Below are 25,756 nucleotides of genomic sequence, written 5' to 3'. Positions count from 1 at the left end.
TAGCCGCTTTCACCCGCGGCAGCCGGCGCACTCCGGAGCAGGCACTTCTCGCCAGATCGTGAGGAGAATCAGCGGCCGCGCCCAGGACGGTCCCGGTCGCCCTGGGTCAGCCCAGGAAGCTCAGCCGGACCTGGCGGTCGGGGTTGTCCTTGTTGGTGTCCACCAGGCACACCGACTGCCAGGTCCCCAGTTCCAGGCGCCCGCCGATCACCGGCAGGGTCGCGTGCGGGGGTACGAAGGCGGGCAGGACGTGGTCCCGACCGTGGCCGGGGCTGCCGTGGCGGTGCTGCCAGCGGTCGTCGGCGGGGAGCAGGGTGTGCAGGGCGGCCAGCAGGTCGTCGTCGCTGCCCGCGCCCGTCTCGATGACCGCGATCCCGGCCGTGGCGTGCGGGACGAAGACGTTGAGGAGGCCGTCGCGGCCGGCCGCCGCCTCGCGCAGGAAGGACTCGCAGTCACCGGTGATGTCGGCGACGCGCTCCGCCGAGCCGGTGGCGAGGTTCAGGACTCGGGTGGTGAGGGCATCTGGCATGTCTCCCATCCTCGCGTACACGACGGGCCGGGCGCAGAACGTCGGGCCCCTGATCGCCCTGGACGGGCCGGCGGGCCGGCGGGGAAGATCGAGACCCTCCGCTCCGTTGGTAGAAACGTGAACAACACACGCGAGGTCGAGGTCGTCGTCATCGGTGCCGGTCAGGCGGGGCTCGCCGCGGCCTACCACCTGCGGCGCACCGGATTCGAGCCGGTGCGCGATTTCGTGATGGTCGACCACTCCCCCGCGCCGGGCGGCGCCTGGCAGTTCCGCTGGCCGTCGCTGACGTACGGCAAGGTGCACGGCATGCACTCGCTGCCCGGCATGGAGCTGACCGGCACGGACCCGGCGCGGCCGTCCGCCGAGGTGGTCGGTGAGTACTTCGCGGCGTACGAGCGGGCCTTCGACCTGCGCGTACGGCGGCCCGTCGACGTCCGTGCGGTGCGCGAGGGGACGGGCGGCCGGCTGCTCGTCGAGACGTCGGCGGGAACCTGGTCGACGCGGGCTCTGATCAACGCGACCGGCACCTGGGACCGGCCCTTCTGGCCCCGCTATCCGGGCCAGGAGACCTTCCGGGGGCGCCACCTGCACACGGCGCGGTACGCCGGTCCCGAGGAGTTCGCCGGGCAGCGCGTGGTCGTGGTGGGCGGGGGCGCCTCGGGGACGCAGCACCTGCTGGAGATCGCCCCGCACGCCGCGGCCACCACGTGGGTGACCAGGCGGCCCCCCGTCTTCCGCGAGGGGCCCTTCGACGAGGAGGCGGGCCGGGCCGCGGTGGCGCTGGTGGAGGAGCGGGTGCGGCAGGGGCTGCCGCCGAAGAGCGTGGTGTCGGTGACCGGTTTGCCGCTGAACGACGCGATCCGGGCGGGGCTGGAGTCGGGGGTGCTGGACCGGCAGCCCATGTTCGACCGGATCACGCCCGAGGGGGTCGAGTGGGGCGACGGGCGGCGAGTGGCCGCGGACGTCATCCTGTGGGCGACCGGTTTCCGGGCCGCCATCGAGCATCTGAGGCCGCTGCGGCTGCGAGAGGCCGGCGGCGGGATCCGTGTCGAGGGGACGCGCGCGGTCGCGGACCCGCGGATCCATCTCGTCGGCTACGGTCCCTCGGCCAGCACCATCGGCGCCAACCGGGCCGGACGCGCGGCCGTACGGGACATCAGGCGGCTGCTGGCCGAACAGGCGCCGGTCGCCGCGTGAGGCCCCGCCCCGTCACTTGGCCTGGGCATCCTTCGAGGCGCTCTCCTGGACGCGGTTGAACTCGGCGACGTTGCGCTGGTGCTCGGCGTAGTCGGCGGTGAAACGGGTGTCGCCCGGCTTGACGGTGACGAAGTACAGCCAGTCGCCGGGTGTCGGATTGATCGCGGCACTCATCGCCTCGTCGCCGGGGTTGTCGATGGGGGTGGGCGGCAGCCCCATGCGCTGGTACGAGTTGTAGGGGCTGTCGATCTTGGTGTCCTTGGTGGTGGTCTCCAGGGTGGAACGGCCCAGGGCGTAGTTGATGGTGGAGTCCATCTGCAGCGGCATGCCGCGTTCCAGCCGGTTGAAGACCACCCGGGCCACCTTGCCCATGTCCTCCTTGGCGGCGGCCTCCGCCTGCACGATGCTGGCGATGGTGACCGCCTGGTAGACGTTCAGCGCGTTGCGCTGGGCGCCGGCGGCGATCGGCGCGCCGGTGAACTTCTTGTTCGCCGTGTCGACCATGGCCGTCAGCAGTTTCTCCGGGGTCGGGTTCTCGCCGAGCGGATAGGTCGCCGGGAAGAGATAGCCCTCGGGGTTGCCCTCGGCGTCGTTCGGCAGCTTGAGGTTGGCCTTGGCGAGGGACTTCTTCGTGGTGCCGGGGGGCAGGGCGAGGGTCTTGTCGACGGCCTCGTAGACCTGGGTCGCGCGCCAGCCCTCCGGGATCACCAGGGACGTGGGGCGGGACTCGCCCTCTTCGTCCGTCGTCAGCAGCGGCACCGCCACGGCGGTACCGGCCACGACGGCGCCGGTCACGATCAGGGCGATGCGGCCCCGGCGCGTCAGTCGGATCGTTCTCCTGGTGCCTCTCGTGCTCCGTCGCGGAGTGTTCGTCTGCATGCGGGCACGGTAACCCCCATTCGCACGCAAACCCGGCATATCGTCATCTTGTCGGTTCCAGTCGGGCGTCCCGGCGGACCAGGGCCGCATAGCGCCCGTCCCGCTCCAGCAACTCCTCGTGTCTGCCCTGTTCGGCCAGGCGCCCGGAGTCGAGGACCACGATCCGGTCGGCGTCCCGGACGGTGGACAGGCGGTGTGCGATGGTGATCGTGGTGCGGTTGGCGGACAGGGCGTCGATGGCGTCCTGCACGGCGGCCTCGGTACGGGTGTCCAGCGCACTGGTCGCCTCGTCCAGGACGAGGACGGGCGGATCGCGCAGAATGGTGCGGGCGATGGCCAGGCGCTGCTTCTCGCCGCCGGAGAAACGGTGTCCGCGCTCGCCGACCACCGTGTCGTAGCCGTCGGGCAGTGCGTTGATGTGCTCGTGGATCTGGGCCGCCCGCGCCGCCGCCTCCAGTTCCGCGTCGGTGGCGTCCGGCTTGGCGAAGCGCAGGTTCTCGGCGACCGAGGCGTGGAAGAGGTACGTCTCCTGGGAGACGACTCCGACGGCACGGGCGAGGGTGTCGAAGTCGAGGTCGCGCACGTCGACCCCGTCGAGGGTGACCCGGCCGTCCGTCACGTCGTACAGCCTCGGCACCAGGTGACCCAGCGTGGACTTGCCGGCGCCGGTCGGGCCGACGACGGCGAGGCTGCTGCCGGCGGGGACGGTGATGTCGATGCCGTCGAGGATCGGTCCGCTCTTGCCGTCGTAGCGGAACTCGACGTTCTCGAAGCGGACCTCGCCCTTGACGTGGTCGAGGTGGACGGCGCCGTCCCGCTCGGTGATGTCGATCGGCAGGTCGAGGTACTCGAAGATGCGCTGGAAGAGCGCGAGCGACGCCTGGATCTGGACGCCGGTCGACAGCAGGCTCACGGCCGGGCGGAACAGTCCCTGCTGGAGCGAGACGAAGGCGACGATCGTGCCGAGGGAGACGTCCGGGCCGCCGAGTTGCAGTGCGACGCCCGCGGTCCAGTAGATGACGGCCGGCATGGCCGCCATGACGATCGTGATGACGGCCATCCGCCAGCGGCCCGCCATGTTCGACTTCACTTCGAGGTCGACCAGGCTCTCGGACTCGTCGGAGAAGGCGCGGGTGAGCGAGTCGGAGCGGCCCATGGTGCGGCCGAGCAGGATGCCGCTGACGGAGAGCGACTCGGTGACCGTGGCGGCCATCGCGGCCATCTGCTTCTGCCGTTGGGTGGTGATCTTCCTGCGCTCCCTGCCGACGCGGCGGCTGATCCACACGAAGACGGGGAGCAGGAGCAGCGAGACGACGGTCAGGCGCCAGTCGAGGACGACCATCGCGACGATCGTGGCGACCACGCTGGTGAGGTTGGAGACCAGGGAGGTCGCCGTGGAGGTGACGGTGGCCTGCATGCCGCCGATGTCGTTGGCGATGCGGGACTGGACCTCGCCGGTGCGGGTGCGGGTGAAGAAGGCGAGGGACATCCGCTGGAGGCGGCCGTAGACGGCGGTGCGCAGGTCGTGCATGACGCGCTGGCCGACGGTGGTGGAGATCAGCGTCTGCAGCACGCCGAAGACGCTGGTGAGGACGGCGCCGAGGATCATGCCGAGGGCGAGCAGGCTCAGCAGGCCCGTGCGCCCCTCGGGGATCGCGACGTCGAGGATCTCCTTGAGCAGGAAGGGGGTGGCGACCGAGACGAGCGACGCGGCACCGACGAGCAGTCCGACGATCGCGAGGCGGCCGCGGTAGGGCCGGAAGAGTCTGAGGATGCGACGCACCTGCCGCGGTTGTCCCTCCGCGTCGGCGGGTGCGGTGCAGGCGGTTTCGTGGTCGGGATGCATGGGCTCCTACGGGGGTGGGCCGGGAGGGAGGCCGACGACGACTGCGGATGGCAACCTTCGCAGAGCGCCGGCGACCTTTCGGATCGTAGCTCATTGTTACCTATACTCACAATGAACGTCGTCCTGATATCGTTCCCGTATGACCGCCCCCGATTCCGACGGCCTGCTCGCCGAGCAGTTGCTGCGGCTCACCCGCCGGGTGCACCGCATCCAGAAGCGCCATCTCGAGCACCGCGACCTCGGCATCACACCGGCCCAGTCCCGGCTGCTGCGCACCCTGGCGCACTACGGCTCGCCGCCCCGCATGGCCGATCTGGCCGAGCGCCTGGAGGTCGTGCCCCGGGCGGTGACGACGCTGGTCGACGGGCTGGAGGCGGCCGGGAAGGTGCGCCGGGTCCCGGACCCGGCCAATCGCCGGGTGATCCGGATCGAGCTCACCGCGAACGGGCGTACGGCTCTGGGGGAACTGCACGGCGCCCGCCGGTCCGCGGCGGAGGAGATCCTCGCCCCGCTGACGGACGAGCAGCGCGCGGTGCTCGGCGGGCTGTTGGACACGCTGATCGACGGGCCCTGTCCCGGGCCCGGCCGTCGGACGGAGTGACCGGGAGTCGCGCCCTCTCAGGCCTTCAGGTGCGCCCTGTCCCCCATGACCGCCACCGGGTGCCGGTCCGGGTCCAGCGTGCGCAGCAGGTACTCCATCGCCGGCGCGGGCAGGCTGACGCAGGCCGAAGTCCCGCTGCCGTGGTCCATATGCAGCCAGATCCCACCGCCCTTGGACGCGCCCTCGGGTCGCGTCGGATCGTTCGGCGGGGTGCCCTTGACCCGGTTGTAGTCGATGGCGATGACGTAGTCGAAGTCGTGCCAGTACGACTTGTCCCACCACCTCGGTGCGGCGAAGGCGGCGGACCGGGTGTACGGCAGGCCGGTGCCGGGGGCCGGATCCGGGTCCGGGTCCGGAAGGACACCGCCCGCGTCGCTGAGTGTGAACACGCCTACGGGGCTGCGCTTGTCGTTCTCGTGGTGGTCGGTCGTCCACCCCTTCGTACCGTTGTGCGCCGCCCAACTGCGGGCGCGGTGCCAGGCGGAACCCTGCTTCGTGTACAACACCACCGTCGAATCGGCGGAGTCGCTGCCGTCGCCGTACACCGCGACGACCTGACGGGAGTCCGCCGGGATGCGGCGCTGGAGCCGGTCGCCGACGCCGGGGATCCGTGCCGGGTCGGCCGTGCCGGCACTGCTTCGGCCCGCGCCGTCGTCGGCGGGAGCGCTCGCCGAGGCATCCGCGCCGCGCCCGGAGGGGCCACCGCACGCGGACAGCGTCGTCATCAGGGATCCAAGGGCCACCACCGCGACCGTCGTACGCCGTGCACCACCGCTCCGCATCGGTCCATGGTCGCACTCGCACCGGTCCAGCACCGGAGCGGTGCGACGGGCGGCAGCCGGATTCGTACCCCACCGCGGAAAAGCGCTTGATTTTGGGCACTCCGCGACGCGAACCTGTCACGGTTTGCAGCCTCTCGATGCCGTGTTGCAACGGCACCCCTGACACGAGCCACTGGGACGCCATGCAGATCCAAGACCTTCCGTTTCCCGACCCGGGCGTGCCGGACGCGCGCTCGGGGCCCCGATTCCTGTGGTGGCTGTTCCGCAATCAGCTGGGTGGACAACTCAAGTCGCTGGCCTGGGGCCTGCTGCACTTCGCCTCCGTCTCCGCCCTGCCGTTCTGCGTCGGTCTCGCCATCCAGGCCGTCGTCGACCGTTCCGGCACCCGGCTCGCCCTCGCGGGCGGCGTCATGGTGCTGTGCTGCGCCGGCAACGCGATCGGCGACACCTTCCTGCACCGCGCCGCCGTCACCAACTGGATCACCGCCGCGGCCCGCGTCCAGCAGTTGCTGGCCCGCAAGACCGCGCTGCTGGGCTCGGCGCTGACCCGGCGCGTCGCGGCCGGCGAGGTCGTGGCCGTCTCCACCGGCGACGTCGAGAAGATCGGCTGGTTCGTGGAGGCCGTCTCCCGCTTCACCGCGGCGGCACTGACCATCGTGTTGGTCTGTGTGGCCCTGGTCGTCTACGAGCCGGCGCTCGGCGTCGTCGTGATCCTGGGTCTGCCGGTGCTCGCCCTCGCGGTACTGCCCCTGCTGCCCCGGGCCACCCGGCGGGCCGACGTCCAGCGCGAGAAGGCGGGCCGCGCCACCGAACTGGCCTCGGACACCGTCGCGGGGCTGCGTGTGCTCCGCGGTATCGGCGGCGAGGAACTCTTCCTCGACCGCTACCGCAGCGCCTCCCAGGAGGTGCGCCACGCTGCCGTGCGCAGCGCCCGCATGTGGTCCCTGATCTCCGCGATCCAGGTAATGCTGCCCGGACTGCTGCTGATCGCGGTGGTGTGGCACGGCGTCCACCTGGCCCGCGAGGGCCGCATCGGCGTCGGTGAACTCGTCACGGTCTACAGCTCCGTCATGATCCTCACCTATCCGCTCAGGCACTTCGAGGAGATCGCCATGGCGTACTCCTTCTCCCGGCCCTCGGCCAAGCGGGCCGCACGGGTGCTCGCGCTGGAACGGGCCACCGACACCGCGGGGTCGCGCGCCCCCGAGGTCCCGACCGGGGACCTGTACGACCCCACCACCGGTCTCCTCGCCCCGGCGGGCCGGTTCACCGCCGTGGTGTGCGGCGACCCCGACGAGGCCGGGCGCCTGGCGGAACGGCTCGGTGGGCACCCGTCGGAGGAGGGCACGTCGGCCCTGCTGGGCGGGGTGCCGCTCGACGAACTGCCGCTGAAATCCGCGCGCACCGCCGTCCTGGTCCAGGACAAGGACCCGGTGCTGCTCTCCGGCACCCTGCGTGAGCTGCTCGACGTGCCCGCTTCCGGTGCGGTCGGCGCCGAGGACGCGCTGGCCGCCGCCCAGTGCGACGACGTACTGGCGGCACTCGCACAGGGATCACTCGGCGCCGACGACCCGATGGACGCCCGCATCACCGAGCGGGGCCGCTCTCTGTCGGGCGGCCAGCGCCAACGGCTGGCGCTGGCCCGGTCCCTGATCACCGACCCGGAGGCACTCGTCCTCGACGAACCGACCTCCGCCGTGGACTCGCACACCGAGGCACGGATCGCACAGGGGGTGCGTACCCTGCGCGCCGGACGCACCACGGTGGTGTTCACCTCGTCCCCGCTGCTGCTGGACCGCGCGGACCGGATCGTGTTCCTGCACGACGGCGAGGTGGCGGCGGTCGGCGCGCACCGGGAACTGCTGCACACCGAGCCCCGGTACCGGGCGGTGGTGACCCGCGAGACCGACGGGGAGACCGCGACGCACGGGGCGACCACGCACGGGGACGGGACGCCGGCCGGGGACCAGCCGGCCAAGACCCTGGGCAAGGCCCTGGACGACGACGTCCTCGGCGACGACGACGTACTGCACCGACTGGAAGAGATCGAGGAGACGGCATGATCGGCGTCGCGCCACCGTCGTACGACCCGGCGGCCCCGACGACGGCGAGCACCCTGCCCGTCGGCGCGCCCGCGACCGTACGCGCGTACGCGGGAGAACTGCTGCGCCGGCACCGCCGTGCGTTCCTCTTCCTCGTCAGCGTCAACACCGTCGCCGTGATCGCCTCGATGGCGGGCCCCTACCTGCTGGGCGGGCTCGTGGAACGGGTCTCGGACGACGCGCGCGAGCTGCACCTCGGCCTCACGGCCACGGTGTTCGTGCTCGCACTCGCCGTCCAGGCCGTGTTCGTGCGGGAGGTGCGGCTGCGCGGGGCCATGCTCGGCGAGCGGATGCTGGCCGATCTGCGCGAGGACTTCCTCGTGCGGTCGGTCGGGCTGCCGCCCGGCGTGCTGGAACGGGCCGGCACGGGCGACCTGCTCTCCCGGATCACGACCGACATCGACCGGCTCGCCAACGCCATGCGCGAGGCCGTGCCCCAGCTGGCGATCGGCGTGGTGTGGGTGGTGCTGCTGCTCGGCGGGCTCGTGGTCACGGCTCCGCCGCTGGCGCCCGCGGTGCTCATCGCGGTGCCGCTGCTGGTGATCGGCTGCCGCTGGTACTTCCGGCGGGCGCCCTCCGCCTACCGCTCGGAGGCCGCCGGGTACGCCGCCGTGGCCGCCGCGCTCGCCGAGACCGTGGACGCCGGGCGCACCGTCGAGTCGCACCGCCTGGACGCCCGTCGCATCGAGTTGTCGGAGCGCCGGGTCAAGGAGTGGACGGCCTGGGAGCGCTACACGCTCTGGCTGCGGTCGGTGCTCTTCCCGGTCATCAACGTCACCCATGTGACCGTGCTCGCCTCCGTTCTGCTGATCGGCGGTGTGTTCGTCCTGCAGGGCTGGATCGGGGTCGGTCAGCTGACCACCGCGGCGCTGATCGCGCAGATGCTCGTCGACCCGGTCGGCATCATCCTGCGCTGGTACGACGAGCTCCAGGTGGCGCAGGTGTCCCTGGCCCGGCTGGTGGGTGTGCGGGACATCGAGCCGGACGCCGGTGACCCTTCGCTGGCTCCCGACGGACGGCACGTGCACGCCGACCGCGTGCACTTCGGGTACGTCGAGGGCGTGGACGTCCTGCGCAAGGTGACGCTGGAGGTCGCCCCCGGCACGAGGCTCGCCCTGGTCGGCCCCTCCGGTGCCGGCAAGTCCACCCTGGGCAGGCTGCTGGCCGGCATCTACGGTCCCCGCGACGGCCGGATCACCCTGGGCGGCGCGGAGCTGTCCCGGATGTCCGCCGAACGGGTCCGCTCGCACGTCGCCCTCGTCAACCAGGAGCACCACGTCTTCGTGGGCTCCCTGCGCGACAACCTCCGCCTCGCCCGGACCGGCGCCACCGACGCCGAGCTGTGGGCGGCGCTGGGCGCGGTCGACGCGGACGACTGGTCCCGCGCTCTCGACGAGGGCCTGGACACCGAGGTCGGCTCGGGCGGCTTCGCGCTCACCCCCGCCCAGGCCCAGCAGATCGCGCTGGCCCGTCTGGTGCTGGCCGACCCGCACACCCTGGTGCTGGACGAGGCGACGTCCCTGCTCGACCCGCGGGCCGCACGCCACCTCGAACGGTCCCTGGCCAGGGTCCTGGACGGCCGCACGGTGGTCGCGATCGCCCACCGCCTGCACACCGCCCACGACGCGGATGTCATCGCCGTCGTCGAGAAGGGCCGGATCAGCGAGCTGGGAAGCCACGACGAGCTCGTCGCGGCGGACGGCGCCTACGCGGCGCTGTGGCGGTCGTGGCACGGGTGATCCCGCGGACCCCCGGTGGCACCCGGCCGGTACCCGGACGGAGCAGACCTGGGGCCGGTCGGGCCCGGCCGGGGGTCGGTCGCACCCGGCCCGGGGTCCGTCCCACCCGGCCGGAGGTCCGTCCCACCCGGCCGGAGGTCCGTCGCATCCGGCCGGGGGGCGGTCCGGTCCGGCCGGGGTCCGGCACGGTTGCTCCCGCCGGTCGACCGGAGCGGGCCTCCGGTCGGCCCGGTGGGTCGAGGGCGCCGTGGGGCGCCGGTCGACGGCCGTGCCGTTGCGCGGTCCCGAACGGGAGTGGAAGTCTGGGAGGAGGCACCGGCTCGGGGTAAGCCCGGGAACCGTGCGGTTCCGAGACGGGTGACGCCTGTGCCCCGTGCAGCGGCGGCCCGCCGCGGTCCACGGCGAGAAGGGGCCCGTCCCCACCCCCTGGAGGTACCCGTGAACAGCGCCGACGGATGGGGAGATGACGTCTACCAGCCCGACGGATCCGAGCAGCGGGAGGACACCGGTCTGCTCGACGGCGAGGACACCCTCGAGTACGACGGTGTCACTGATCCGCTTGACCGGGGCTGGTCCCCGCCCGAGCGACCCTGGGCGGTGGAGCACACGGGTGTGACGGCCGCCGAACGGCACCATGGCGAGACGCTGGAGCAGCGGCTCGCCGAGGAACGGCCGGATGTGCTCGCACCCGACGGCGACGGACTGGGCGACTCCGAGGGCACCGACGGGGAACTGCTGGACAACGAGGTCGGCGCGGACCGTTCCGGCCGGCTCGTGGCACCCGACGAGGGGGCGCACGAGGACGAGGAGCCGGCGCTGGTCGCCATGGACGTGGGCATCGACGGCGCGGCCGCCTCCGCCGAGGAGGCCGCGATGCACGTCGTCGACGAGGACTCCCTGCCCGGCTGACGCCACCCACGACGGCGTTCGCGTGCCGTCGCCCCGATGTTCCGCGCCGTATGAGGAGCAGCCATGCAGCAGGACAAGCATCCCGACTACCGGCCCGTCGTCTTCCGCGACCGCGGCGCCGGGTACGCCTTCCTCACCCGGTCCACCGCGACCAGCGACCAGACCATCGCGTGGGACGACGGCGAGACCTACCCGGTGGTGGACGTGGAGATCTCCTCGGAGAGCCACCCCTTCTACACGGGCAAGGCGCGGACGGTGGACTCGGAAGGGCGTGTCGCCCGCTTCGAGCGGCGCTACGGCCAGGGCGAGGGGCAGGGTGCGGACGGGACCGGCTGAGCGGGCCGGACCTCCCTCGGCCCTCAGATGAAGTTGAGTGCCGCCGCGCCGCCCACTCCTCCGAGCAGCATGAACGCCGGCATCAGCACCTTCAGCTCCACCCAGCTGCCGGCCCGGAATCGCATGGCCTTCGGCGGACCGATGGGGTACCAGCGCTTGCGGCCCACGGGTATCGGCCAGAGTATGGGGCAGCCCGAGACGGTCAGCGCGTCCCCGATGTCGTGCACCAGCGCACCGAGCACGATAGGCAGCCCCAGCCACAGGTACTCCTGGCCCGGTGCGGTGAACAGCCAGTCCGCGCCCCCGTCCGGCTTGTCCAGTATCCCGGCGAGGATCCACGCGCTGGTCCCGGCCAGCAGCCACACCAGTACGTCGCTGCTGGAGCCGCGGGTCGCCCGCCAGAGCAGGCCCTCGATCGCGAGCACCATGTGCACGAAGAGGATCGCCAGGACCGCCCAGCGGCCACCCGTGATGGCCAGGACGGAAGTGCCCCCGCCGATCAGGACCGCCCACAGCCAGGTGTGCGTCAGCGTGCGGTGCCCGCCGGAGCGGCGCGGGTCGCCCTGTTTTTTCGTGGCCTTGTAGACGGCGTACGACAACTTGTCGACGATTTCGCACAGCCCCCGCGAGATCGGTCCGAAGGCCCGGGAGATGGTGGCCGCCTTGTGGTCGAGATCCGGGGCGAGCGCGGCTCCGGCACAGATCAGGGCTCCGGCCAGCAGCACCGGCCAGGGCATCGAGTGCCCCGCTGCGGCGGTCGCCGCCCCTACGCCGAGCCACGCCGCGGCGCCCGACAGTGAGTGCGCTGGTCCCATCATCGCCGTTGCCCGCCCCATTCCTCGTGTGCCGCTGTGCAGTTGTCCGGGTCCGCTGATGCCTCGTCGGCGACCCAGCGTAGCGTTCGTGATCTTCACGCGAACAGCCGATTCCCCCATCACGGCCGAGGCCAGGCAAGATGGGTGCGTGACCCTCATCGATCAGCTGCCGCGGACCGCCGACCCCGATGCCCTGTACGAAGCCTTCGAGGCGTGGGCCCAGGAGCGCGGTCTCACGCTCTACCCTCATCAGGAGGAGGCGCTGATCGAGGCGGTCTCCGGCGCGAACGTGATCGTGTCGACGCCCACCGGCTCCGGCAAGAGCATGATCGCGGCGGGCGCCCACTTCGCCGCTCTGGCCCGGGACGAGGTCACCTTCTACACGGCTCCGATCAAGGCGCTGGTGTCGGAGAAGTTCTTCGAGCTGTGCAAGATCTTCGGTACCGAGAACGTCGGCATGCTGACCGGCGACGCCTCGGTGAACTCCGACGCCCCCGTCATCTGCTGCACCGCCGAGGTCCTGGCGTCGATCGCGCTGCGTGACGGCAAGCACGCGGACATCGGCCAGGTCGTCATGGACGAGTTCCACTTCTACGCGGAACCGGACCGCGGCTGGGCGTGGCAGATTCCCCTGCTGGAACTGCCGCAGGCCCAGTTCGTCCTGATGTCGGCCACGCTCGGTGACGTCTCCTTCTTCGAGAAGGACCTCGCGCGCCGCACCGGCCGCCCCACAGCGGTGGTCCGCTCGGCGACCCGGCCTGTACCGCTCTCCTACGAGTTCCGCTACACGCCGCTCACTGAGACGCTCACCGATCTGCTTGCGGCCCGGCAGGCCCCCGTCTACATCGTGCACTTCACGCAGGCGCAGGCCGTGGAGCGGGCGCAGGCGCTGATGAGCATCAACATGTGCACACGGGAGGAGAAGGAGCGGATCGCCGAGCTGATCGGCAACTTCCGCTTCACCACGAAGTTCGGCCGCAATCTCTCCCGCTACGTCCGGCACGGCATCGGTGTCCACCACGCCGGCATGCTGCCCAAGTACCGGCGGCTGGTGGAGAAGCTCGCGCAGGCCGGCCTGCTGAAGGTGATCTGCGGAACGGACACGCTCGGCGTGGGCGTCAACGTCCCCATCCGGACCGTGCTGTTCACGGCGCTGACCAAGTACGACGGCACGCGGGTGCGCACGCTGCGGGCCCGGGAGTTCCACCAGATCGCCGGCCGGGCCGGGCGTGCGGGGTTCGACACGGAGGGTTTCGTCGTCGCCCAGGCGCCCGAGCACGTCGTCGAGAACGAGAAGGCGCTCGCCAAGGCAGGCGACGACCCGAAGAAGCGGCGCAAGGTCGTCCGCAAGAAGGCGCCCGAGGGCTTCGTGGCCTGGTCGGAGAGCACGTTCGACAAGCTCATCACCTCCGAGCCGGAGCCGCTGTCGTCCCGTTTCCGGGTCACGCACACCATGCTGCTGTCGGTGATCGCCCGGCCCGGCGACGCCTTCAAGGCGATGCGGCACCTGCTGGAGGACAACCACGAGCCGCGCAAGCAGCAGCTCCGGCACATCCGGCGGGCGATCGCCATCTACCGCTCGCTGCTGGGCGGCGGCATCGTCGAGAAGCTCGACCAGCCCGACGCCGAGGGCCGCATCGTGCGTCTCACGGTGGACCTGCAGCAGGACTTCGCGCTGAACCAGCCGCTGTCCACGTTCGCCCTGGCCGCCTTCGAGCTGCTGGACCCGGAGTCGCCGTCGTACGCGCTGGACATGGTGTCGGTCGTGGAGTCCACCCTGGACGACCCGCGGCAGATCCTCGCCGCCCAGCAGAACAAGGCGCGCGGTGAGGCCGTGGCCGCGATGAAGGCGGACGGCGTCGAGTACGAGGAGCGCATGGAGCGCCTCCAGGACATCACGTACCCGAAGCCCCTGGAGGAGCTGCTCTTCCACGCCTACGACACGTACCGCACCAGCCACCCGTGGGTCGGTGACCATCCGCTGTCCCCGAAGTCGGTCATCCGGGACATGTACGAGCGGGCGCTGACCTTCACGGAGCTGGTCTCCCACTACGAACTGGCCCGCACCGAGGGCATCGTGCTGCGCTACCTGGCGAGCGCCTACAAGGCCCTCGACCACACCGTCCCGGACGACCTGAAGTCCGACGACCTGCAGGATCTGATCGAGTGGCTCGGTGAGATGGTGCGCCAGGTCGACTCCAGCCTGCTGGACGAGTGGGAGCAGCTCGCCAACCCGGCGGAGATGACCGCCGAGGAGGCGCAGGAGAAGGCCGACCAGGTGCGGCCCGTCACCGCCAACGCGCGCGCCTTCCGTGTCCTGGTCCGCAACGCCATGTTCCGCCGCGTCGAGCTCGCCGCCCTCGACCAGGTCGACGCGCTGGGCGAGATGGACGCCGACGCCGGCTGGGACGCCGACGCGTGGGGCGAGGCCATGGACAAGTACTGGGACGAGTACGAGGACCTCGGCACCGGCCCCGACGCCCGCGGCCCCAAGCTGCTGGTGATCGAGGAGGAGCCGCAGAACGGCCTGTGGCGCGTACGCCAGATCTTCGACGACCCGAACGACGACCACGACTGGGGCATCAGCGCGGAGGTCGACCTCACGGCCTCCGACACGGAGGGCCGGGCGGTCGTCCGCGTCACCGATGTCGGCCAACTGTGAGCACAGGAGAATCCCACCCATGACGAATCCGGCCGAGAGCCTCGTCGCCCTGCTCGACCTGGAGCAGATCGAGGTCAACATCTTCCGTGGCCGCAGCCCCGAGGAGTCGCTGCAGCGGGTCTTCGGCGGCCAGGTGGCCGGCCAGGCGCTGGTCGCCGCGGGCCGCACCACCGAGGGCGACCGCCCGGTGCACTCGCTGCACGCGTACTTCCTGCGCCCGGGACGCCCGGGGGTGCCGATCGTGTACCAGGTCGAACGGGACCGGGACGGGCGGTCGTTCACGACCCGCCGGGTCACCGCCGTGCAGCAGGGCCGCACGATCTTCACGCTCACCGCCTCCTTTCACAAGCCTGAGCAGGGGAGTTTCGAGCATCAGTTGCCTCCGGCCCGCAAGGTCCCGGATCCCGAGTCCCTGCCGACGGTCACCGACGAGGTGCGGGAGCACCTGGGCGCGCTGCCGGAGCAGTTCGAGCGGATGGCCCGCCGCCAGCCCTTCGACATCCGCTATGTGGACCGGCTGCGCTGGAGCGCCGAGGAGGTCGAGGGCGCCGAGCCCCGCAGCGCGGTGTGGATGCGCGCGGTGGGCCCGCTCGGCGACGACCCGCTCGTGCACACCTGCGCCCTGACCTACGCCAGTGACATGACCCTCCTGGACGCGGTGCGCATTCCGGTCGAGCCGCTGTGGGGCCCGCGGGGCTTCGACATGGCGTCGCTGGACCACGCCATGTGGTTCCACCGCCCGTTCCGCACGGACGAGTGGTTCCTGTACGACCAGGAGTCGCCGATCGCGACCGGTGGACGGGGCCTGGCGCGGGGGCGGATCTATGACGCGGAGGGGCGCATGCTGGTGTCCGTCGTCCAGGAAGGGCTGTTCCGGGCCCTGTAGTTCAGGAGTCTCTGCGCCACAGCCGGCCCAGCAGGCCGCGGAACCGTCCGGGTTCCTCGGCCTCGTGCGGCGTGGCTTCCCGGACCGGTGGGGTCGGCAGGGGGCGAAGGGCCGGGCGTGGCGCCGGACGCTGCCCGCGTGCGGCTTCCACCGCGCCCGCCAGGTCCGTGCGGAGCCAGTCGATCTCGTCCGGGTCCGCCGCCGTCATGATCTCCTCGGCGAGCTGCGCGGCCGGGGAGCCGGGCGAACCGTGGGCGGGCGGAACCGGGCGGAACCGGTGCAGGTAGGAGCGCTCGTAGGGGTCCCTGACGACCGCGGAGACCTCGACCGGCTCGAGCACTGACGCGACGGCCGCGGCCCGGGCCCACGGGTCGTCGTCGGCCTGGCGGAGCAGGAACCCCAGGTGCCGTCCCCTCCAGTTGCGGGGACGCAGGTCCAGGCCCTCCGTCAGCTGGTCCCGCAGGCCCTCGGGCGTACGGCCCTTCAGCAGTGCGGCGTTCCTCTCGTCGGTCGCGAACTGCCGTAGCTCGTCGGCCAGATACAGCCAGACGACGGCGCGATAGCGGTTGACGTAGAACTTCACGGGCACCAGGAGCCCCAGTCGTGCGAGGCGGGTGAACCGGGCCCTGGGCACTTCCATGAGGGCAGCGCCTTCCATGGTCCCGACGGCGCGGACGCTGTCCCTCAGCGCCTCGGGGAAGCCCTCCCCCGCCCGGATCCGTTCGATCTCGTCGCGCGCGACGCGTCGGCCGCCCCCTCCTCCCTCGTCGGGTACGGTGCGGATGCGCCCGAGGTGTACGGCGAGGTCGAACTCACTGCGCCTGAGACCCAGTTCTCGTGCCGCGCGGTTCGGGGCGAGCGAAGGGTCGTGGGCGGCGCCGCGGGTGGCGCCGCGGGTGGTGCCGATCTGCTCGGCAGTGGCCGTGATCTTGTGCGTGATGGTGTTCCCGGACATGGTCTTCTCCCCCGTGGAGTGTGCGGCCGGTGCTGTCCGCCCCCGCCTGACACAAGACCGTAGCCGCTGCCGCGACATCCGTGGCAGGCCTGTGGACAACTCCGCAGCCGTCTCCACGAAAGTATGGAAAGCCCAGGTCAGAGGTCTGTGGGTGATATCCGGCCCGGCTGTCGCGCGTCGACGTCGAGGTGCTCACCGACCCGGTTCACGAGCAGGGTCATCTCGTACGCGATCTGCCCGATGTCGGTCTCCGCGCCGCTGAGCACGCACAGGCAACTGCCCGAGCCCGCCGCGGTGACGAACAGTACGGCGTCGTCGAACTCGACCATCGTCTGTCGTACCTGACCCGCGCCGAAGTGTCGGCCCGAGCCCTTGGCCAGGCTGTGCAGTCCGGACGAGACGGCGGCGAGGTGCTCGGCGTCCTCGCGTCGCAGACCCGTACTCGCCCCCGTCACCAGCCCGTCGTTGGACAGGACCAACGCGTGCCGGACGTGTTCGACGCGCTCGGTCAGGTCGTCCAGCAGCCAGCCAAGTCCCTGGTTCTGCACCATGGTCCGGTCTCCCCGTGTTGTCCCCGTATGCATGCTCTCCTCCTGGCCGGAGGATCTGCCCGCCAGCCTTCACCACGCTTGTGCTCCGGGCAAGGAGGATGGGGGCATGGCACAGAAGATGACCGATGAGGAATGGCGGGCGTTCGTCTCGGACGGCACCCGCACCGGGAAGCTCTCGACCGTTCGGGCGGACGGCAGCCCGCATGTGGCGCCGATCTGGTTCCTGCTGGACGGGGACGACATGGTGTTCAACACCGGCAAGGACACCGTGAAGGGACGCAATCTGGCCCGTGACGGCCGGGTCGCCCTGTGCGTGGACGACGACCGGCCGCCCTTCGACTTCGTCGTGCTGCAGGGGCGCGCACGGATCTCGGAGGACCTCGACGAACTCCGCCACTGGGCCGCCAGGATCGGGGCCCGGTACATGGGCGAGGAGCGCGCCGAGGAGTTCGGGGCCCGCAACGGCGTTCCGGGTGAGCTCCTCGTCCGTGTCACCGTGGACAAGGTGCTGGCTCAGAAGTCCGTGGCGGACTGAGGCGTCCTCCGGCCGGAAGGCGCCGGTCCGGCGGTCCGGACCGGTTCGTTCCGTCCGGTTCGTTCCGTCCGGTTCGTTCCGGTCCGGTCCGGTCAGCGTACGGAGTCGAGCAGCCGGGCGGTGTGCATCCGCCCGGCGTACTCGACGAGCCGGATCAGCACCTCCTTCCCCGAGTCGCGGTCCCGGGCGTCGCACAGCACCACGGGCGTTCCACGGTCGAGGTCGAGGGCCCGCAGAACGTCCTGAGCGTCGTAGCGGCGCGCTCCCTTGAAGCAGTTGACGGCCACCACGAAGGGGATGCGCCGGTGCTCGAAATAGTCGACCGCCGGGAAACAGTCCGCCAGGCGCCGGGTGTCCGCGAGGACGACAGCGCCGAGGGCGCCCTGTGAGAGTTCGTCCCACAGAAACCAGAAGCGGTCCTGGCCCGGCGTGCCGAAGAGGTAGAGGGAGAGGCCGGACCGGATGGTGATGCGCCCGAAGTCCATGGCGACGGTCGTGGTGACCTTGCGGTCGATGCCGTCGGTGTCGTCCACCAGCCGCCCGGCCTCGCTGAGCATTTCCTCCGTGCGCAGCGGCCTGATCTCGCTGACCGCGCCCACCAAGGTGGTTTTGCCCACGCCGAATCCTCCGGCGACCAGGATCTTCAACGCCAGCGCGGTCGTGTCACCGTCCGTGGCGTCGGAGTGCTCGGAGACCATCGATCACTTCTCTCGGTCCGGGTGGTCGTGAACGTAATTGCCGGTCATGGCCTTTCGGCCTCCTTCACAGTGCGCGGAGTCCGTCGATCACTTCGCGCAGAATCCGTTCGTCGGGCAGCTGGGCCGGCGGTACGGGTCGGCTGACGGTCACGGAGCCGCGCTCCACCAGGTCTCCTAGAAGCACCCTCACCACGCCCACGGGCAGATCCGCGTCCGCGGCGAGTTCGGCGACCGACTGGGTCTCCGCGCGGCACAGATCGATCAGGGTCCGGTGCTCCGGTCCGAGCGCCGTGTCGTCGGTGTCCGGGGCGTCAGGGGCTCGTGTGACGAGAGCGATCAGGTCGAACCGCACCCCCGTGGGGCCGGGCCGGGTGCGTCCGCCTGTCATCGCGTAGGGCCGGACGAGGGGTCCTGCCTCGTTGTCGTACCACTGGCTGCCCGGCCGCTCCCGGCCGCCGCCCGTGGTGTCCTCGGTCATCCGCGCCGCCCTCCCTCGTCATCCGCCGGCGGGCGGCCGCGCGGCGGTGCGCGGCGCGGTGTGGAGGTGCTCGCCGACGCGTCTGACCAGCCGTGCCATCTCGTAGGCCACCAGGCCGATGTCGGCGGTCACGGCGGTGAGAACGGCGAGGCAGGAGCCGTCGCCCGCGGCGGCCACGAACAGGAAGCCGTCGTCCATCTCCACCATGGTCTGGCGCACGCCCCCGGCACCGAAGTGCCGGCCCGCGCCCTTGGCCAGGCTGTGGAAGCCGGAGGCGACCGCTGCCAGGTGTTCGGCGTCCTCGCGGCCGAGGCCGGTCGACGCGCCCACGGCGAGTCCGTCGTTCGACAGCACCACGGCGTGCCGTACTTCGCTCACGCATACGACGAGGTCGTCCAGCAGCCAGTCGAGTTCGCGGGTCCGCCGGGCGCTCCCGGTGCCGGGATTGTGGATCATGCTGGGTCTCCTTCATTGCTGTTGCCGCCGGCCGGCGCATCCGGCGGCGCTCCGCGGCCGGGTCGCCTGCCACCACCGCGCGACCAGCCGGCGCGGTATGCGGCCAAGCGGTCCCGTACGACTTCGGGAGTGCGCTCGTCGTCTCCGGGCGGCGGGGACGACCGCGCGGGGTCGGCGGGGCGCCCGTCGCGCAGCTGGGGAGCGAGACTGGCCTGCCGCACGCGACGAGGGAGGTCGTCGGACTCCCCGGCGGCGTGCGGCAGGTCGGGGCCGTCGGACTCCCCGGCCGTGTGCGGCAGGTCGCGGCCGTCAGACCCCCCGGCCGCATGCGGCAGACCGGGGCCGTCAGACCCACCTGCCGCATGCGGCAGACCGGGGCCGTCAGACCCACCTGCCGCATGCGGCAGGTCTCGGCCGGCGGACTTCGTGGAGGCGTCAGGGGATCGGTGCAGGCGCAAGGCTGGGGCTCCTGATGGCCGACCGGGTGCCGTGGCCCGTGCCGTCGCCGGTACGGAGGCCGTCAGCGCCGGCCGGTCTGCCGACGCGGGGACGGGCTCCTGGTGCGGGGCGGCGCCGGGCACGCGCGCGTACCGGCGCTCCTCGGGCTGTGGTGCCTCGACTGCCGTCCCGGGGGAATGTTCCGCCGTCCCGTTGTGCAGAAGTGCGGTGGGCAGGAGGACGACGGCGGTGGTGCCGCCGTAGGGCGAGGTCTTGAGGTGCACCTTGATGTCGTGCCGGGCGGCGAGCCGGCTGACCACGAACAGGCCGAGCCGGTCGCTGTCGAACAGGTCGAGTGCCTCGGACCGGGCGATGCGGTGGTTGGCCTCGGCGAGGGTGTCCTTGCCCATGCCGAGCCCGCGGTCCTCGACCTCGATCGCATAGCCGTTGCCGACGGGTTCTCCGGTGACGCGCACGCGCGTGTGGGGTGGCGAGAACTGGGCCGCATTCTCGATGATCTCGGCCACGAGGTGGGTGAGGTCGGCGACGGCGGCGCCGATCACGGACGCCTCGGGGAGCTGTCGTACCTCCACGCGCGCGTAGTCCTCGACTTCGGAGACCGCCGCGCGAATCACGTTCGTGAGGGAGACCGGCATGCGCCAGGCCCGCCCGGGTGCCGCGCCGGAGAGGATGATCAGGCTTTCGGCGTGGCGCCGCATACGGGTGGTGAGGTGGTCGAGACGGAAGAGGTCGCTCAGTTCGTTCGGGTCGTCGGAGCGGCGTTCCATGCTGTCCAGCAGATTCAGCTGACGGTGGACGAGGACCTGGCTGCGGCGGGCGAGGTTCACGAAGACCCCGGAGATGCCGCTGGCGAGTTCGGCGCGTTCCACCGCGGCCCGCAGGGCGGCCCGGTGCACGGTGTCCAGTGCCTCGGCGACCTGGCCGGCCTCGTCCTCGGCGGGCGGCCCCGGTGGCGCCTCGGACCGGACGTCGATCTCCTCGCCCGTGCGCAGTCTGCGCATGGCCTCGGGGAGTTTGCGGCGGGCGATCTCCAGGGCGCTGTCGCGCAGGCTCACCAGCTCGACCACGAGGCCGCGGCCGATGCGGACGGAGATGACGAGCGATGCGGCGACGGCGAGGAGGCCGAAGAGGACCGCGGCCCCGGCCGGAGTGAGCACGCCGCGCGTGAACGGGTCCGCCCGGTCGGCGACTTGGCGCCCGGCGTCCTGTTCGATCGCCCGCATGGCGTCCCGCACGCGCGCGTGGGCGCCGTCCCACGTGGGTCGCGGTGCCGTTGCCTCGACCGCCCGGCCCTCGGGAGCTTGGGCCAGCAGCTTGTCCTCGGCCGTCGCCACGGTCGCGTAGGCGCCGCTGCCGGCGAGGTCCTGCCAGGCTGCGCGTTCGGAGCCGCGCAGGTCGGCGACGGCGGACTCGGTGAGGGTCCTGCGTCTGTCGACGGCGCCGGTGAACAACCGCAGCCGCTCACCGCCGAGTCCGTCGGCGAGGCGGGCCCCGGCGAGCAGGGCATCCTCCTGGGCCAGTGCCTCACCCGCGCGGGCGAACTCGACCAGCACGCGCGCGTCGGACCCCAGATCGGCGTCCTGGATACCGCTCAGCGCGCCGCCCACCCGGAACGCCGCCGAGATGGTCGTCGTGTACTGGCGGTAGGCCTCCGCCCAGTCCGCGCGGCGGTCGATGACGGCGGAGCGCAGCGTTCCCAGCCGTTCGGCGCCGGTGACGAACGCTTCGAGGCGCCGAGCCACACCGGCGGGCAGTTCCTCGCTGTCGGCGACGGTATGGCGGTCGCCCAACCGCAGTTTCCCGACGGCGCGGTCGGTGTGTGCGGAGAGTTCCCGGTAATCGCCGCTCGGCACCGCCGACGGGTCGGTGGCGTGGCGGACGGCCGCGACCCGCTCGGCCTGCAGGGCGGCGACGGCTGCGCTCACCGGAGCGCGGACCTGGGCGTCCACGCGCTGCACCTGCCGCAGCCGGGAGATGTCCTGGGCGGTCGTGACGGTGGCGTACGCCCACAGGGCCAACAGGGAGACGACGGGCACCATCAGCAGGCTGACGATCCTGGCGCGCACGGTGCGGGGCCGTATTCGCCGGCGCCACGCGCGCGTGGCGGACGCGTCCGGTGCCTCGTCCGTGCGGTTCGCCGGGCCCTCGTCGGCCGGTGGTCCGGCGTGCGCGCGGCGGCCGCGCACGGGTGGCTGGGGCGGCGTCTCGGCGCCGGCTGCGGGGGTCGTACGGGGTGTGCGCATGGCCTCCTCGCTCGGTACGGGGTCGGTGCGTTGTCGCCGGGCCGCTGACGGCCGGGCCCGCCGTTACCGGGCGGTGCTCCCTACGGGCTGCTGGGCCGAGGCGGACGCCTCGCGCTCCCCCGCCGTCGGCGACAGCGCGACGAAGGCCGAGGTCAGGAAGAGGTAGGACCCGAGGCCGACGGCGAGGGGGAAGATGAACTGCATCGCCGTGGCCCCGGGCAGCGCCTCGCCGGAGGGCGTGACGCGCACGCTCACCGCGAACATTCCCGTGTAGTGCATGCTGCTCACCGCGGCTCCCATGATCAGCGAGGCGAGCGTCACCGCGAGGGGCGACCTGATGTTGAGCGCCGCCCACAGGGCCGCCGTGGCGGCGGCGACGGCGATGAGGACGGAGAGTCCGACGCGCATCGGGTCGTAGCTCACGTCACCGTGCAGGCGCACGGCCGCCATGCCGAGGTAGTGCATGCTCGCGACGCCGAGCCCGGTGGTGAGTCCGCCGAGCAGGAGTGCTCGGCCGCGCTCACGGCCGTAGCCGACCGCGAAGACGCCGACGCAGACGACGATCACGGCGACGAGCAGGCTCATGAGGGTGAGCGGCACGTCGTAGCGGATGTCGGTGCCGCTGACCCGGAAGCCGAGCATGGCGACGAAGTGCATCGTCCAGATGCCGGTGCCGATCGCCGAGGCCGCGGTGAGAAGCCAGTTGCGGCGCGCGCGCCCGGTGGCGGCGAGGGCGCGCACGGTGCAGCGCAGCCCGAGGGCTGCGCCGGTACAGGCCATCGCGTACGACAGCGCGGGGGTCAGCCAGCCCAGGGCGGCGTGGTCCAGGTGTCCCATGGCCCCGGGACGCTAGTCCCGGCAAGGGCGCACAACGGGGGCGCATTTCGAAAGGTGTTGCTATCTGACGCAGGAAAGCGCTGGAACGATCGCGTCATGCTCGAACGTGTGCGCTGCGGCGTCCTCTGTGTCATTGACATCGAGGGGGTGTCTTTGAGGGATCATGCGGAGCATGAGCGACGACCATACGCACGTCCAGGAGTTCTTCGGCGCCCGCGCCGCCGACTGGGACAGCCGGTTCCCCGACGACGGCCCCGCCTACGCGGCCGCGGTCGCCGAGCTGGGCCTGCGGGAGGGGGATCACGTGCTCGACGCGGGCTGCGGCACGGGACGGGCCCTGCCTCCCTTGCGGGCGGCCGTGGGACCGTCGGGCCTGGTTGTCGGGGCCGATCTGACGCCCGCCATGCTCCAGGCCGCCGTACGGGCCGGGAGGGACCGTGACGGCCGCTTGCTGCTGACCGACGTCGCCGCGCTGCCGCTGCGGTCGCGGACGCTCGACGCCGTGTTCGCGGCGGGCCTCGTGGCTCACCTGCCCGATCCCGCCGGGAACCTGCGGGAGTTGGCGCGCGTCGTGCGACCCGGCGGTGTGCTGGCGCTGTTCCATCCGATCGGCAGAGCGGCGCTCGCGGCGCGGCAGGGGCGGCGGATCACGCCGGACGACCTGCGTGCCGAGCCCAACCTCCGGCCGTTGTTCGCCGGTTCCGGGTGGCGCATGACGTCGTACGTCGACGAGGACGCCCGCTTTCTGGCCCTGGCCGTGCGCGAGGACTGACCGCTCGCCTCCGGCGCGGCGTTCCGACCATCGCGCGAGCCACCTCCCGGAGTGGACTCAACTGGCTGCTCGAGACGATCGGTTCACTCGGCGGCTGCTGACGTGTCGATGTGGCGGACCGGACAGCCCCGCAGGCCGGGGACCGGGCGGGTGCCCAGCTCGGCCAGCCGGTAGCCGTTCGGGTAGCCCTTGATCTCCCAGTTCTGCCGGGCGTGGTGCGGAGCGCGCCTCGGCGGCATCAACCGGACCGCGCGGCCGCGCAGCCGCACCGCGCGGCGTACCAGCGTGCGGGTGGCGGGGCTCGGCGGCGTGTACCGGAAAGCTCGCAGGAGGGGCTCGTCGAGCAGGGCGAGGATCCCGGTGCGCAGGGCCGGAGCGAGGGGGCTCGGATACCAGGAGGCCATGAGGTCGAGTGTCGCGTCGGAGACCCGGCGCGCACTTTCGTCCCAGGCGAAGTGGGCCTCCTCATAGGCGTCGAGGCAGGCTTCGAACTCCTCGTAGGACTCGGGAATGCCCTTGATCCCCATGTGCCGTCCCAGCGTGCGGTAGTGGACGGCGGACGCGATGGTCTCGTGGCGCGACATCCTGCGCCATCCGTAGGCGTCGATCCAGCGTTTGGGGGTCACGACGAACGTGCACAGGACGTACCGCATGTCGTCGTTGGTGATGTCGTAACTGCGGTGCATCTGGTTGATGCGCCGGATGGCCGTGCGGCCCTGCTCGCTGCCGAAGCCGTGCTCGACGACGGCGTCCAGAAGCAGCGCCGTGTCGTCGTACCGCTTCTGCGCCCGGTCCGTGAACTCCGCCGTCTCGGCCAGTAGCCGGCCGATGCTCGGAACGGCGTAGGTGCGGTAGAGCGCCAGCTCGAGGGCGCGGCTGAAGTCCCACGGGAACTCGTAGGCCGAGGCCAGCCGATAAATCTCCGAAGCGTCCTTGTGAGGGTCCATCCGTCGGATCTGTGCCAGCCGTTCGAAGCGCTTCACCGTGGCCGTCCCCTTCTGCCGTCGAAGCTTCAACTCTACGTTGAGTGGCGTGAGATGCACGATCGGCCATGGCTATCGGCAGGGGAGGGGTGATCCGCTTGTTCGGCAGGATCCACGAGGCCTGGGACAGATCTCGCGCCGCTCGGCGCACTGAGGGGAGAACGGGAGGGGAGCAGCGCTCGCACAATCTGTTCGAGGCAGCCGCCGAGTACGTGTCGGCGTGCGCGGACGACGACCAGGAACGGATCGACGAGGCGGCGGGCTGGGTGTCGCCGGAGGCCCTTTCGTTCGGGGTGAACGAGTTGGCGTGCCGGGCGGTGATCGCGCTCGCGCGGGAGCGCGACGAGTCGCCGCGGGACGTGGCCCGAGCCCTCCTTGGGCTGCCCGCGACCTGACCCCGCCCGTCCGTCACAAGCGGGCGATTTCGCCCCGTCCAGCCGGAAAACTGCAGCTCGGGTGCGTCTGGGAGTCGTGACAAGGGCTTCCCCGGCGCACTAGGGTGCGCGCCATTGGACGAACCGATGGGGAGGCTGGGATGGCCGGGACGGACGAGGACGCCGTCGCCGCCGAGGACGATGCGCTCTATGTGCTCACGGCGGTGCTGCTGACGCCGGCGAAGTTTCCGAGTGTGCTGGGCGACGACTACCCGGAGGCGTGCGCGGCGCTCGGTCTGCCACCGCTGGCGGACGGCTACGGCCTGGTACTCGGCCAGGACGGTGACGGCGCCCGGTGGACCGTCGTCGTCGACGACGTCTCGCTGGTGGCCGTCGCCGTGGCCTCCTGGGACTGTGGCATGGAGTACGACCTGTCGCCGGACGAGCGTACGGTCGTCGCCGCGCTGCCCGGCTGGCCCCTCGCGGTCGCCGTGGCGGCCCCCGGCGTGCCAGCGCCGCACGATCCCGACCTTGAGTCCGCCGACCAGCCGGCCCTGTCGCCGCCGGACACCACGGTGTGGGGGCCCGCGCAGCGGCGTCTGGGAGCCGACGAGATCGCCGCGCAGTGGGCGCAGTGGCGAGAGCAGATCGACGACGCGGACTTCCCGGTGACGGGCGGCGACGCCGGGTCCGTTGACGATTCGCCGGGCGACGAGGCGGCAGAGGACTCGGGCGCGGGCGAGGGCGCGGGGAACGACGCCACGAATGAGGCCGGTACAGCGGACGCCGGAGCCGGTACTACGGACGCCGGTGCCGGTGCCGGCACCACGGACGCCGGCGATGGGTCCTCCGGGCACGGCGGTGTCCGGCGGGTGCTCGCGGAGGCCCGCGCCTACGTCGACACGCCCCCGCCGCTCGGCCGGGTCCGGTCCTCTTTCGCGCCGGGGGACGCTCGGACACTGCGTGCCGACGGCCCCGGTTGGTCGCTCGTCGCCAGAACCGACGACATCGCCTTCATCCTGCTCGACGAGGAACCCGGTGAGGTCCTGCCCGTGGGGCGGGGGCCGTCGCTGCCCGGACTCCTGGAGGCGCTCGACAAGATGGCCGTAAGGCCGAGCTGACCCGAGGACAC

General features: G+C 71.8%; 25 protein-coding genes. 12 read left to right on the top strand and 13 right to left on the bottom strand.

Features of this window, described 5'->3' with window-relative positions; translation table 11 throughout:
* Nucleotides 1–106 precede the first annotated feature (106 nt).
* The gene (locus tag RI578_RS33925) at nucleotides 107–529 is read right to left on the bottom strand and encodes a YjbQ family protein (protein WP_310874624.1); all 423 of its coding nucleotides are present in this window, start codon (nucleotides 527–529) and stop codon (nucleotides 107–109) included.
* 117 nt (nucleotides 530–646) lie between these two features.
* On the opposite strand from RI578_RS33925, the gene RI578_RS33920 reads away from it, so the two are divergent.
* Nucleotides 647–1,726, top strand: a complete 1,080-nt coding sequence (locus RI578_RS33920) for an NAD(P)-binding domain-containing protein (RefSeq protein ID WP_310874623.1) — start codon at nucleotides 647–649, stop codon at nucleotides 1,724–1,726.
* A 12-nt stretch (nucleotides 1,727–1,738) separates the two neighbouring features.
* Here RI578_RS33920 and mltG read toward each other — a convergent pair whose 3' ends face one another.
* Together mltG and RI578_RS33910 are read right to left on the bottom strand one after the other, a co-directional pair.
* Complete coding sequence (gene mltG / locus RI578_RS33915; RefSeq protein WP_310874622.1) at nucleotides 1,739–2,605, bottom strand: endolytic transglycosylase MltG; 867 nt, start codon at nucleotides 2,603–2,605, stop codon at nucleotides 1,739–1,741.
* 43 nt (nucleotides 2,606–2,648) lie between these two features.
* The gene (locus RI578_RS33910) at nucleotides 2,649–4,451 is read right to left on the bottom strand and encodes an ABC transporter ATP-binding protein (protein ID WP_310874621.1); all 1,803 of its coding nucleotides are present in this window, start codon (nucleotides 4,449–4,451) and stop codon (nucleotides 2,649–2,651) included.
* Between the two features lie 139 nt (nucleotides 4,452–4,590).
* On the opposite strand from RI578_RS33910, the gene RI578_RS33905 reads away from it, so the two are divergent.
* Nucleotides 4,591–5,052 carry a MarR family transcriptional regulator gene (locus RI578_RS33905; protein ID WP_310874620.1) on the top strand — a complete coding sequence of 154 codons (462 nt, stop codon included), beginning with the start codon at nucleotides 4,591–4,593 and terminating at the stop codon, nucleotides 5,050–5,052.
* 17 nt (nucleotides 5,053–5,069) lie between these two features.
* On the opposite strand, the gene RI578_RS33900 is transcribed toward RI578_RS33905, so the two are convergent.
* Nucleotides 5,070–5,834 carry a hypothetical protein gene (locus RI578_RS33900; protein WP_310874619.1) on the bottom strand — a complete coding sequence of 255 codons (765 nt, stop codon included), beginning with the start codon at nucleotides 5,832–5,834 and terminating at the stop codon, nucleotides 5,070–5,072.
* 182 nt (nucleotides 5,835–6,016) lie between these two features.
* On the opposite strand from RI578_RS33900, the gene RI578_RS33895 reads away from it, so the two are divergent.
* From RI578_RS33895 to RI578_RS33880, 4 genes are all read left to right on the top strand, one after another.
* Nucleotides 6,017–7,897, top strand: a complete 1,881-nt coding sequence (locus RI578_RS33895; RefSeq protein ID WP_310874618.1) for an ABC transporter ATP-binding protein — start codon at nucleotides 6,017–6,019, stop codon at nucleotides 7,895–7,897.
* Nucleotides 7,894–9,675, top strand: a complete 1,782-nt coding sequence (locus tag RI578_RS33890) for an ABC transporter ATP-binding protein (protein WP_310874617.1) — start codon at nucleotides 7,894–7,896, stop codon at nucleotides 9,673–9,675. Before RI578_RS33895 ends, RI578_RS33890 begins: the two co-directional genes overlap by 4 nt.
* Before the next feature lie 438 nt (nucleotides 9,676–10,113).
* A complete protein-coding gene (locus RI578_RS33885) occupies nucleotides 10,114–10,584 on the top strand; it encodes a DUF5709 domain-containing protein (RefSeq protein WP_310874616.1) in 471 nt (156 codons plus the stop codon).
* Nucleotides 10,585–10,647: 63 nt separating this feature from the next.
* Entirely contained in the window at nucleotides 10,648–10,920 is a 273-nt protein-coding gene (locus tag RI578_RS33880) for a type B 50S ribosomal protein L31 (protein ID WP_310874615.1), read from the top strand.
* 23 nt (nucleotides 10,921–10,943) lie between these two features.
* On the opposite strand, the gene RI578_RS33875 is transcribed toward RI578_RS33880, so the two are convergent.
* On the bottom strand, nucleotides 10,944–11,738 hold the full coding sequence (locus RI578_RS33875) for a metal-dependent hydrolase (RefSeq protein WP_310874614.1): 795 nt from the start codon (nucleotides 11,736–11,738) through the stop codon (nucleotides 10,944–10,946).
* Between the two features lie 145 nt (nucleotides 11,739–11,883).
* On the opposite strand from RI578_RS33875, the gene RI578_RS33870 reads away from it, so the two are divergent.
* Both RI578_RS33870 and RI578_RS33865 read left to right on the top strand, forming a co-directional pair.
* Nucleotides 11,884–14,397 (top strand): DUF3516 domain-containing protein, encoded by a 2,514-nt coding sequence (locus tag RI578_RS33870; protein ID WP_310874613.1) that lies wholly within the window; start codon nucleotides 11,884–11,886, stop codon nucleotides 14,395–14,397.
* 19 nt (nucleotides 14,398–14,416) lie between these two features.
* A complete protein-coding gene (locus RI578_RS33865) occupies nucleotides 14,417–15,283 on the top strand; it encodes an acyl-CoA thioesterase II (RefSeq protein ID WP_310874612.1) in 867 nt (288 codons plus the stop codon).
* 1 nt (nucleotide 15,284) lies between these two features.
* On the opposite strand, the gene RI578_RS33860 is transcribed toward RI578_RS33865, so the two are convergent.
* Together RI578_RS33860 and RI578_RS33855 are read right to left on the bottom strand one after the other, a co-directional pair.
* Nucleotides 15,285–16,238: a DUF6397 family protein gene (locus tag RI578_RS33860; protein WP_310874611.1), complete on the bottom strand. Its 954-nt coding sequence runs from the start codon at nucleotides 16,236–16,238 to the stop codon at nucleotides 15,285–15,287.
* A gap of 137 nt (nucleotides 16,239–16,375) precedes the next feature.
* The gene (locus RI578_RS33855) at nucleotides 16,376–16,789 is read right to left on the bottom strand and encodes a roadblock/LC7 domain-containing protein (protein ID WP_055420617.1); all 414 of its coding nucleotides are present in this window, start codon (nucleotides 16,787–16,789) and stop codon (nucleotides 16,376–16,378) included.
* Nucleotides 16,790–16,895: 106 nt separating this feature from the next.
* Here RI578_RS33855 and RI578_RS33850 point away from each other — a divergent pair, with 106 nt between their 5' ends.
* Nucleotides 16,896–17,324, top strand: coding sequence for a PPOX class F420-dependent oxidoreductase (locus RI578_RS33850; protein WP_121750410.1), 429 nt, complete (start codon nucleotides 16,896–16,898; stop codon nucleotides 17,322–17,324).
* Nucleotides 17,325–17,416: 92 nt separating this feature from the next.
* Here the strand turns inward: RI578_RS33850 and RI578_RS33845 are convergent, their stop codons facing one another.
* The 5 genes from RI578_RS33845 to RI578_RS33825 form a co-directional block, all read right to left on the bottom strand.
* Nucleotides 17,417–18,022 (bottom strand): ATP/GTP-binding protein, encoded by a 606-nt coding sequence (locus tag RI578_RS33845; RefSeq protein WP_121750409.1) that lies wholly within the window; start codon nucleotides 18,020–18,022, stop codon nucleotides 17,417–17,419.
* A 64-nt stretch (nucleotides 18,023–18,086) separates the two neighbouring features.
* A complete protein-coding gene (locus RI578_RS33840) occupies nucleotides 18,087–18,500 on the bottom strand; it encodes a DUF742 domain-containing protein (protein WP_310874610.1) in 414 nt (137 codons plus the stop codon).
* Nucleotides 18,501–18,518: 18 nt separating this feature from the next.
* On the bottom strand, nucleotides 18,519–18,956 hold the full coding sequence (locus RI578_RS33835) for a roadblock/LC7 domain-containing protein (RefSeq protein ID WP_310874609.1): 438 nt from the start codon (nucleotides 18,954–18,956) through the stop codon (nucleotides 18,519–18,521).
* Nucleotides 18,953–21,658: a nitrate- and nitrite sensing domain-containing protein gene (locus tag RI578_RS33830; protein WP_310874608.1), complete on the bottom strand. Its 2,706-nt coding sequence runs from the start codon at nucleotides 21,656–21,658 to the stop codon at nucleotides 18,953–18,955. The genes RI578_RS33835 and RI578_RS33830 overlap by 4 nt, the downstream gene beginning before the upstream one ends.
* A 63-nt stretch (nucleotides 21,659–21,721) precedes the next feature.
* Nucleotides 21,722–22,495 (bottom strand): MHYT domain-containing protein, encoded by a 774-nt coding sequence (locus tag RI578_RS33825; RefSeq protein WP_310874607.1) that lies wholly within the window; start codon nucleotides 22,493–22,495, stop codon nucleotides 21,722–21,724.
* A gap of 172 nt (nucleotides 22,496–22,667) precedes the next feature.
* On the opposite strand from RI578_RS33825, the gene RI578_RS33820 reads away from it, so the two are divergent.
* On the top strand, nucleotides 22,668–23,267 hold the full coding sequence (locus RI578_RS33820) for a class I SAM-dependent methyltransferase (RefSeq protein WP_310874606.1): 600 nt from the start codon (nucleotides 22,668–22,670) through the stop codon (nucleotides 23,265–23,267).
* An 83-nt stretch (nucleotides 23,268–23,350) separates the two neighbouring features.
* Here the strand turns inward: RI578_RS33820 and RI578_RS33815 are convergent, their stop codons facing one another.
* Entirely contained in the window at nucleotides 23,351–24,250 is a 900-nt protein-coding gene (locus RI578_RS33815; RefSeq protein WP_310874605.1) for an oxygenase MpaB family protein, read from the bottom strand.
* A gap of 68 nt (nucleotides 24,251–24,318) precedes the next feature.
* Between RI578_RS33815 and RI578_RS33810 the strand changes: the two genes are divergently transcribed.
* Together RI578_RS33810 and RI578_RS33805 are read left to right on the top strand one after the other, a co-directional pair.
* Complete coding sequence (locus RI578_RS33810; protein WP_310874604.1) at nucleotides 24,319–24,645, top strand: hypothetical protein; 327 nt, start codon at nucleotides 24,319–24,321, stop codon at nucleotides 24,643–24,645.
* Nucleotides 24,646–24,785: 140 nt separating this feature from the next.
* Entirely contained in the window at nucleotides 24,786–25,745 is a 960-nt protein-coding gene (locus RI578_RS33805) for a hypothetical protein (RefSeq protein WP_310874603.1), read from the top strand.
* Nucleotides 25,746–25,756: the final 11 nt, after the last annotated feature.

The organism is Streptomyces sp. BB1-1-1, from assembly GCF_031597775.1.
GTDB lineage: Bacteria > Actinomycetota > Actinomycetes > Streptomycetales > Streptomycetaceae > Streptomyces > Streptomyces thinghirensis.
The sequence above is the reverse complement of the archived record's forward strand: the minus strand, read 5'-3'. Positions and strand labels throughout refer to the sequence as shown.

Excerpts from the sequence above, each read along its gene's own strand:
- RI578_RS33925 (WP_310874624.1), bottom strand. The coding sequence starts at position 529 with ATGCCAGATGCCCTCACCACCCGAGTCCTGAACCTCGCCACCGGCTCG.
- mltG (WP_310874622.1), bottom strand. The coding sequence starts at position 2,605 with ATGCAGACGAACACTCCGCGACGGAGCACGAGAGGCACCAGGAGAACG.
- RI578_RS33910 (WP_310874621.1), bottom strand. The coding sequence starts at position 4,451 with ATGCATCCCGACCACGAAACCGCCTGCACCGCACCCGCCGACGCGGAG.
- RI578_RS33905 (WP_310874620.1), top strand. The coding sequence starts at position 4,591 with ATGACCGCCCCCGATTCCGACGGCCTGCTCGCCGAGCAGTTGCTGCGG.
- RI578_RS33900 (WP_310874619.1), bottom strand. The coding sequence starts at position 5,834 with ATGCGGAGCGGTGGTGCACGGCGTACGACGGTCGCGGTGGTGGCCCTT.
- RI578_RS33895 (WP_310874618.1), top strand. The coding sequence starts at position 6,017 with ATGCAGATCCAAGACCTTCCGTTTCCCGACCCGGGCGTGCCGGACGCG.
- RI578_RS33890 (WP_310874617.1), top strand. The coding sequence starts at position 7,894 with ATGATCGGCGTCGCGCCACCGTCGTACGACCCGGCGGCCCCGACGACG.
- RI578_RS33880 (WP_310874615.1), top strand. The coding sequence starts at position 10,648 with ATGCAGCAGGACAAGCATCCCGACTACCGGCCCGTCGTCTTCCGCGAC.
- RI578_RS33875 (WP_310874614.1), bottom strand. The coding sequence starts at position 11,738 with ATGATGGGACCAGCGCACTCACTGTCGGGCGCCGCGGCGTGGCTCGGC.
- RI578_RS33865 (WP_310874612.1), top strand. The coding sequence starts at position 14,417 with ATGACGAATCCGGCCGAGAGCCTCGTCGCCCTGCTCGACCTGGAGCAG.
- RI578_RS33860 (WP_310874611.1), bottom strand. The coding sequence starts at position 16,238 with ATGTCCGGGAACACCATCACGCACAAGATCACGGCCACTGCCGAGCAG.
- RI578_RS33855 (WP_055420617.1), bottom strand. The coding sequence starts at position 16,789 with ATGGTGCAGAACCAGGGACTTGGCTGGCTGCTGGACGACCTGACCGAG.
- RI578_RS33850 (WP_121750410.1), top strand. The coding sequence starts at position 16,896 with ATGGCACAGAAGATGACCGATGAGGAATGGCGGGCGTTCGTCTCGGAC.
- RI578_RS33845 (WP_121750409.1), bottom strand. The coding sequence starts at position 18,022 with ATGGTCTCCGAGCACTCCGACGCCACGGACGGTGACACGACCGCGCTG.
- RI578_RS33840 (WP_310874610.1), bottom strand. The coding sequence starts at position 18,500 with ATGACCGAGGACACCACGGGCGGCGGCCGGGAGCGGCCGGGCAGCCAG.
- RI578_RS33835 (WP_310874609.1), bottom strand. The coding sequence starts at position 18,956 with ATGATCCACAATCCCGGCACCGGGAGCGCCCGGCGGACCCGCGAACTC.
- RI578_RS33830 (WP_310874608.1), bottom strand. The coding sequence starts at position 21,658 with ATGCGCACACCCCGTACGACCCCCGCAGCCGGCGCCGAGACGCCGCCC.
- RI578_RS33825 (WP_310874607.1), bottom strand. The coding sequence starts at position 22,495 with ATGGGACACCTGGACCACGCCGCCCTGGGCTGGCTGACCCCCGCGCTG.
- RI578_RS33820 (WP_310874606.1), top strand. The coding sequence starts at position 22,668 with ATGAGCGACGACCATACGCACGTCCAGGAGTTCTTCGGCGCCCGCGCC.
- RI578_RS33810 (WP_310874604.1), top strand. The coding sequence starts at position 24,319 with ATGGCTATCGGCAGGGGAGGGGTGATCCGCTTGTTCGGCAGGATCCAC.
- RI578_RS33805 (WP_310874603.1), top strand. The coding sequence starts at position 24,786 with ATGGCCGGGACGGACGAGGACGCCGTCGCCGCCGAGGACGATGCGCTC.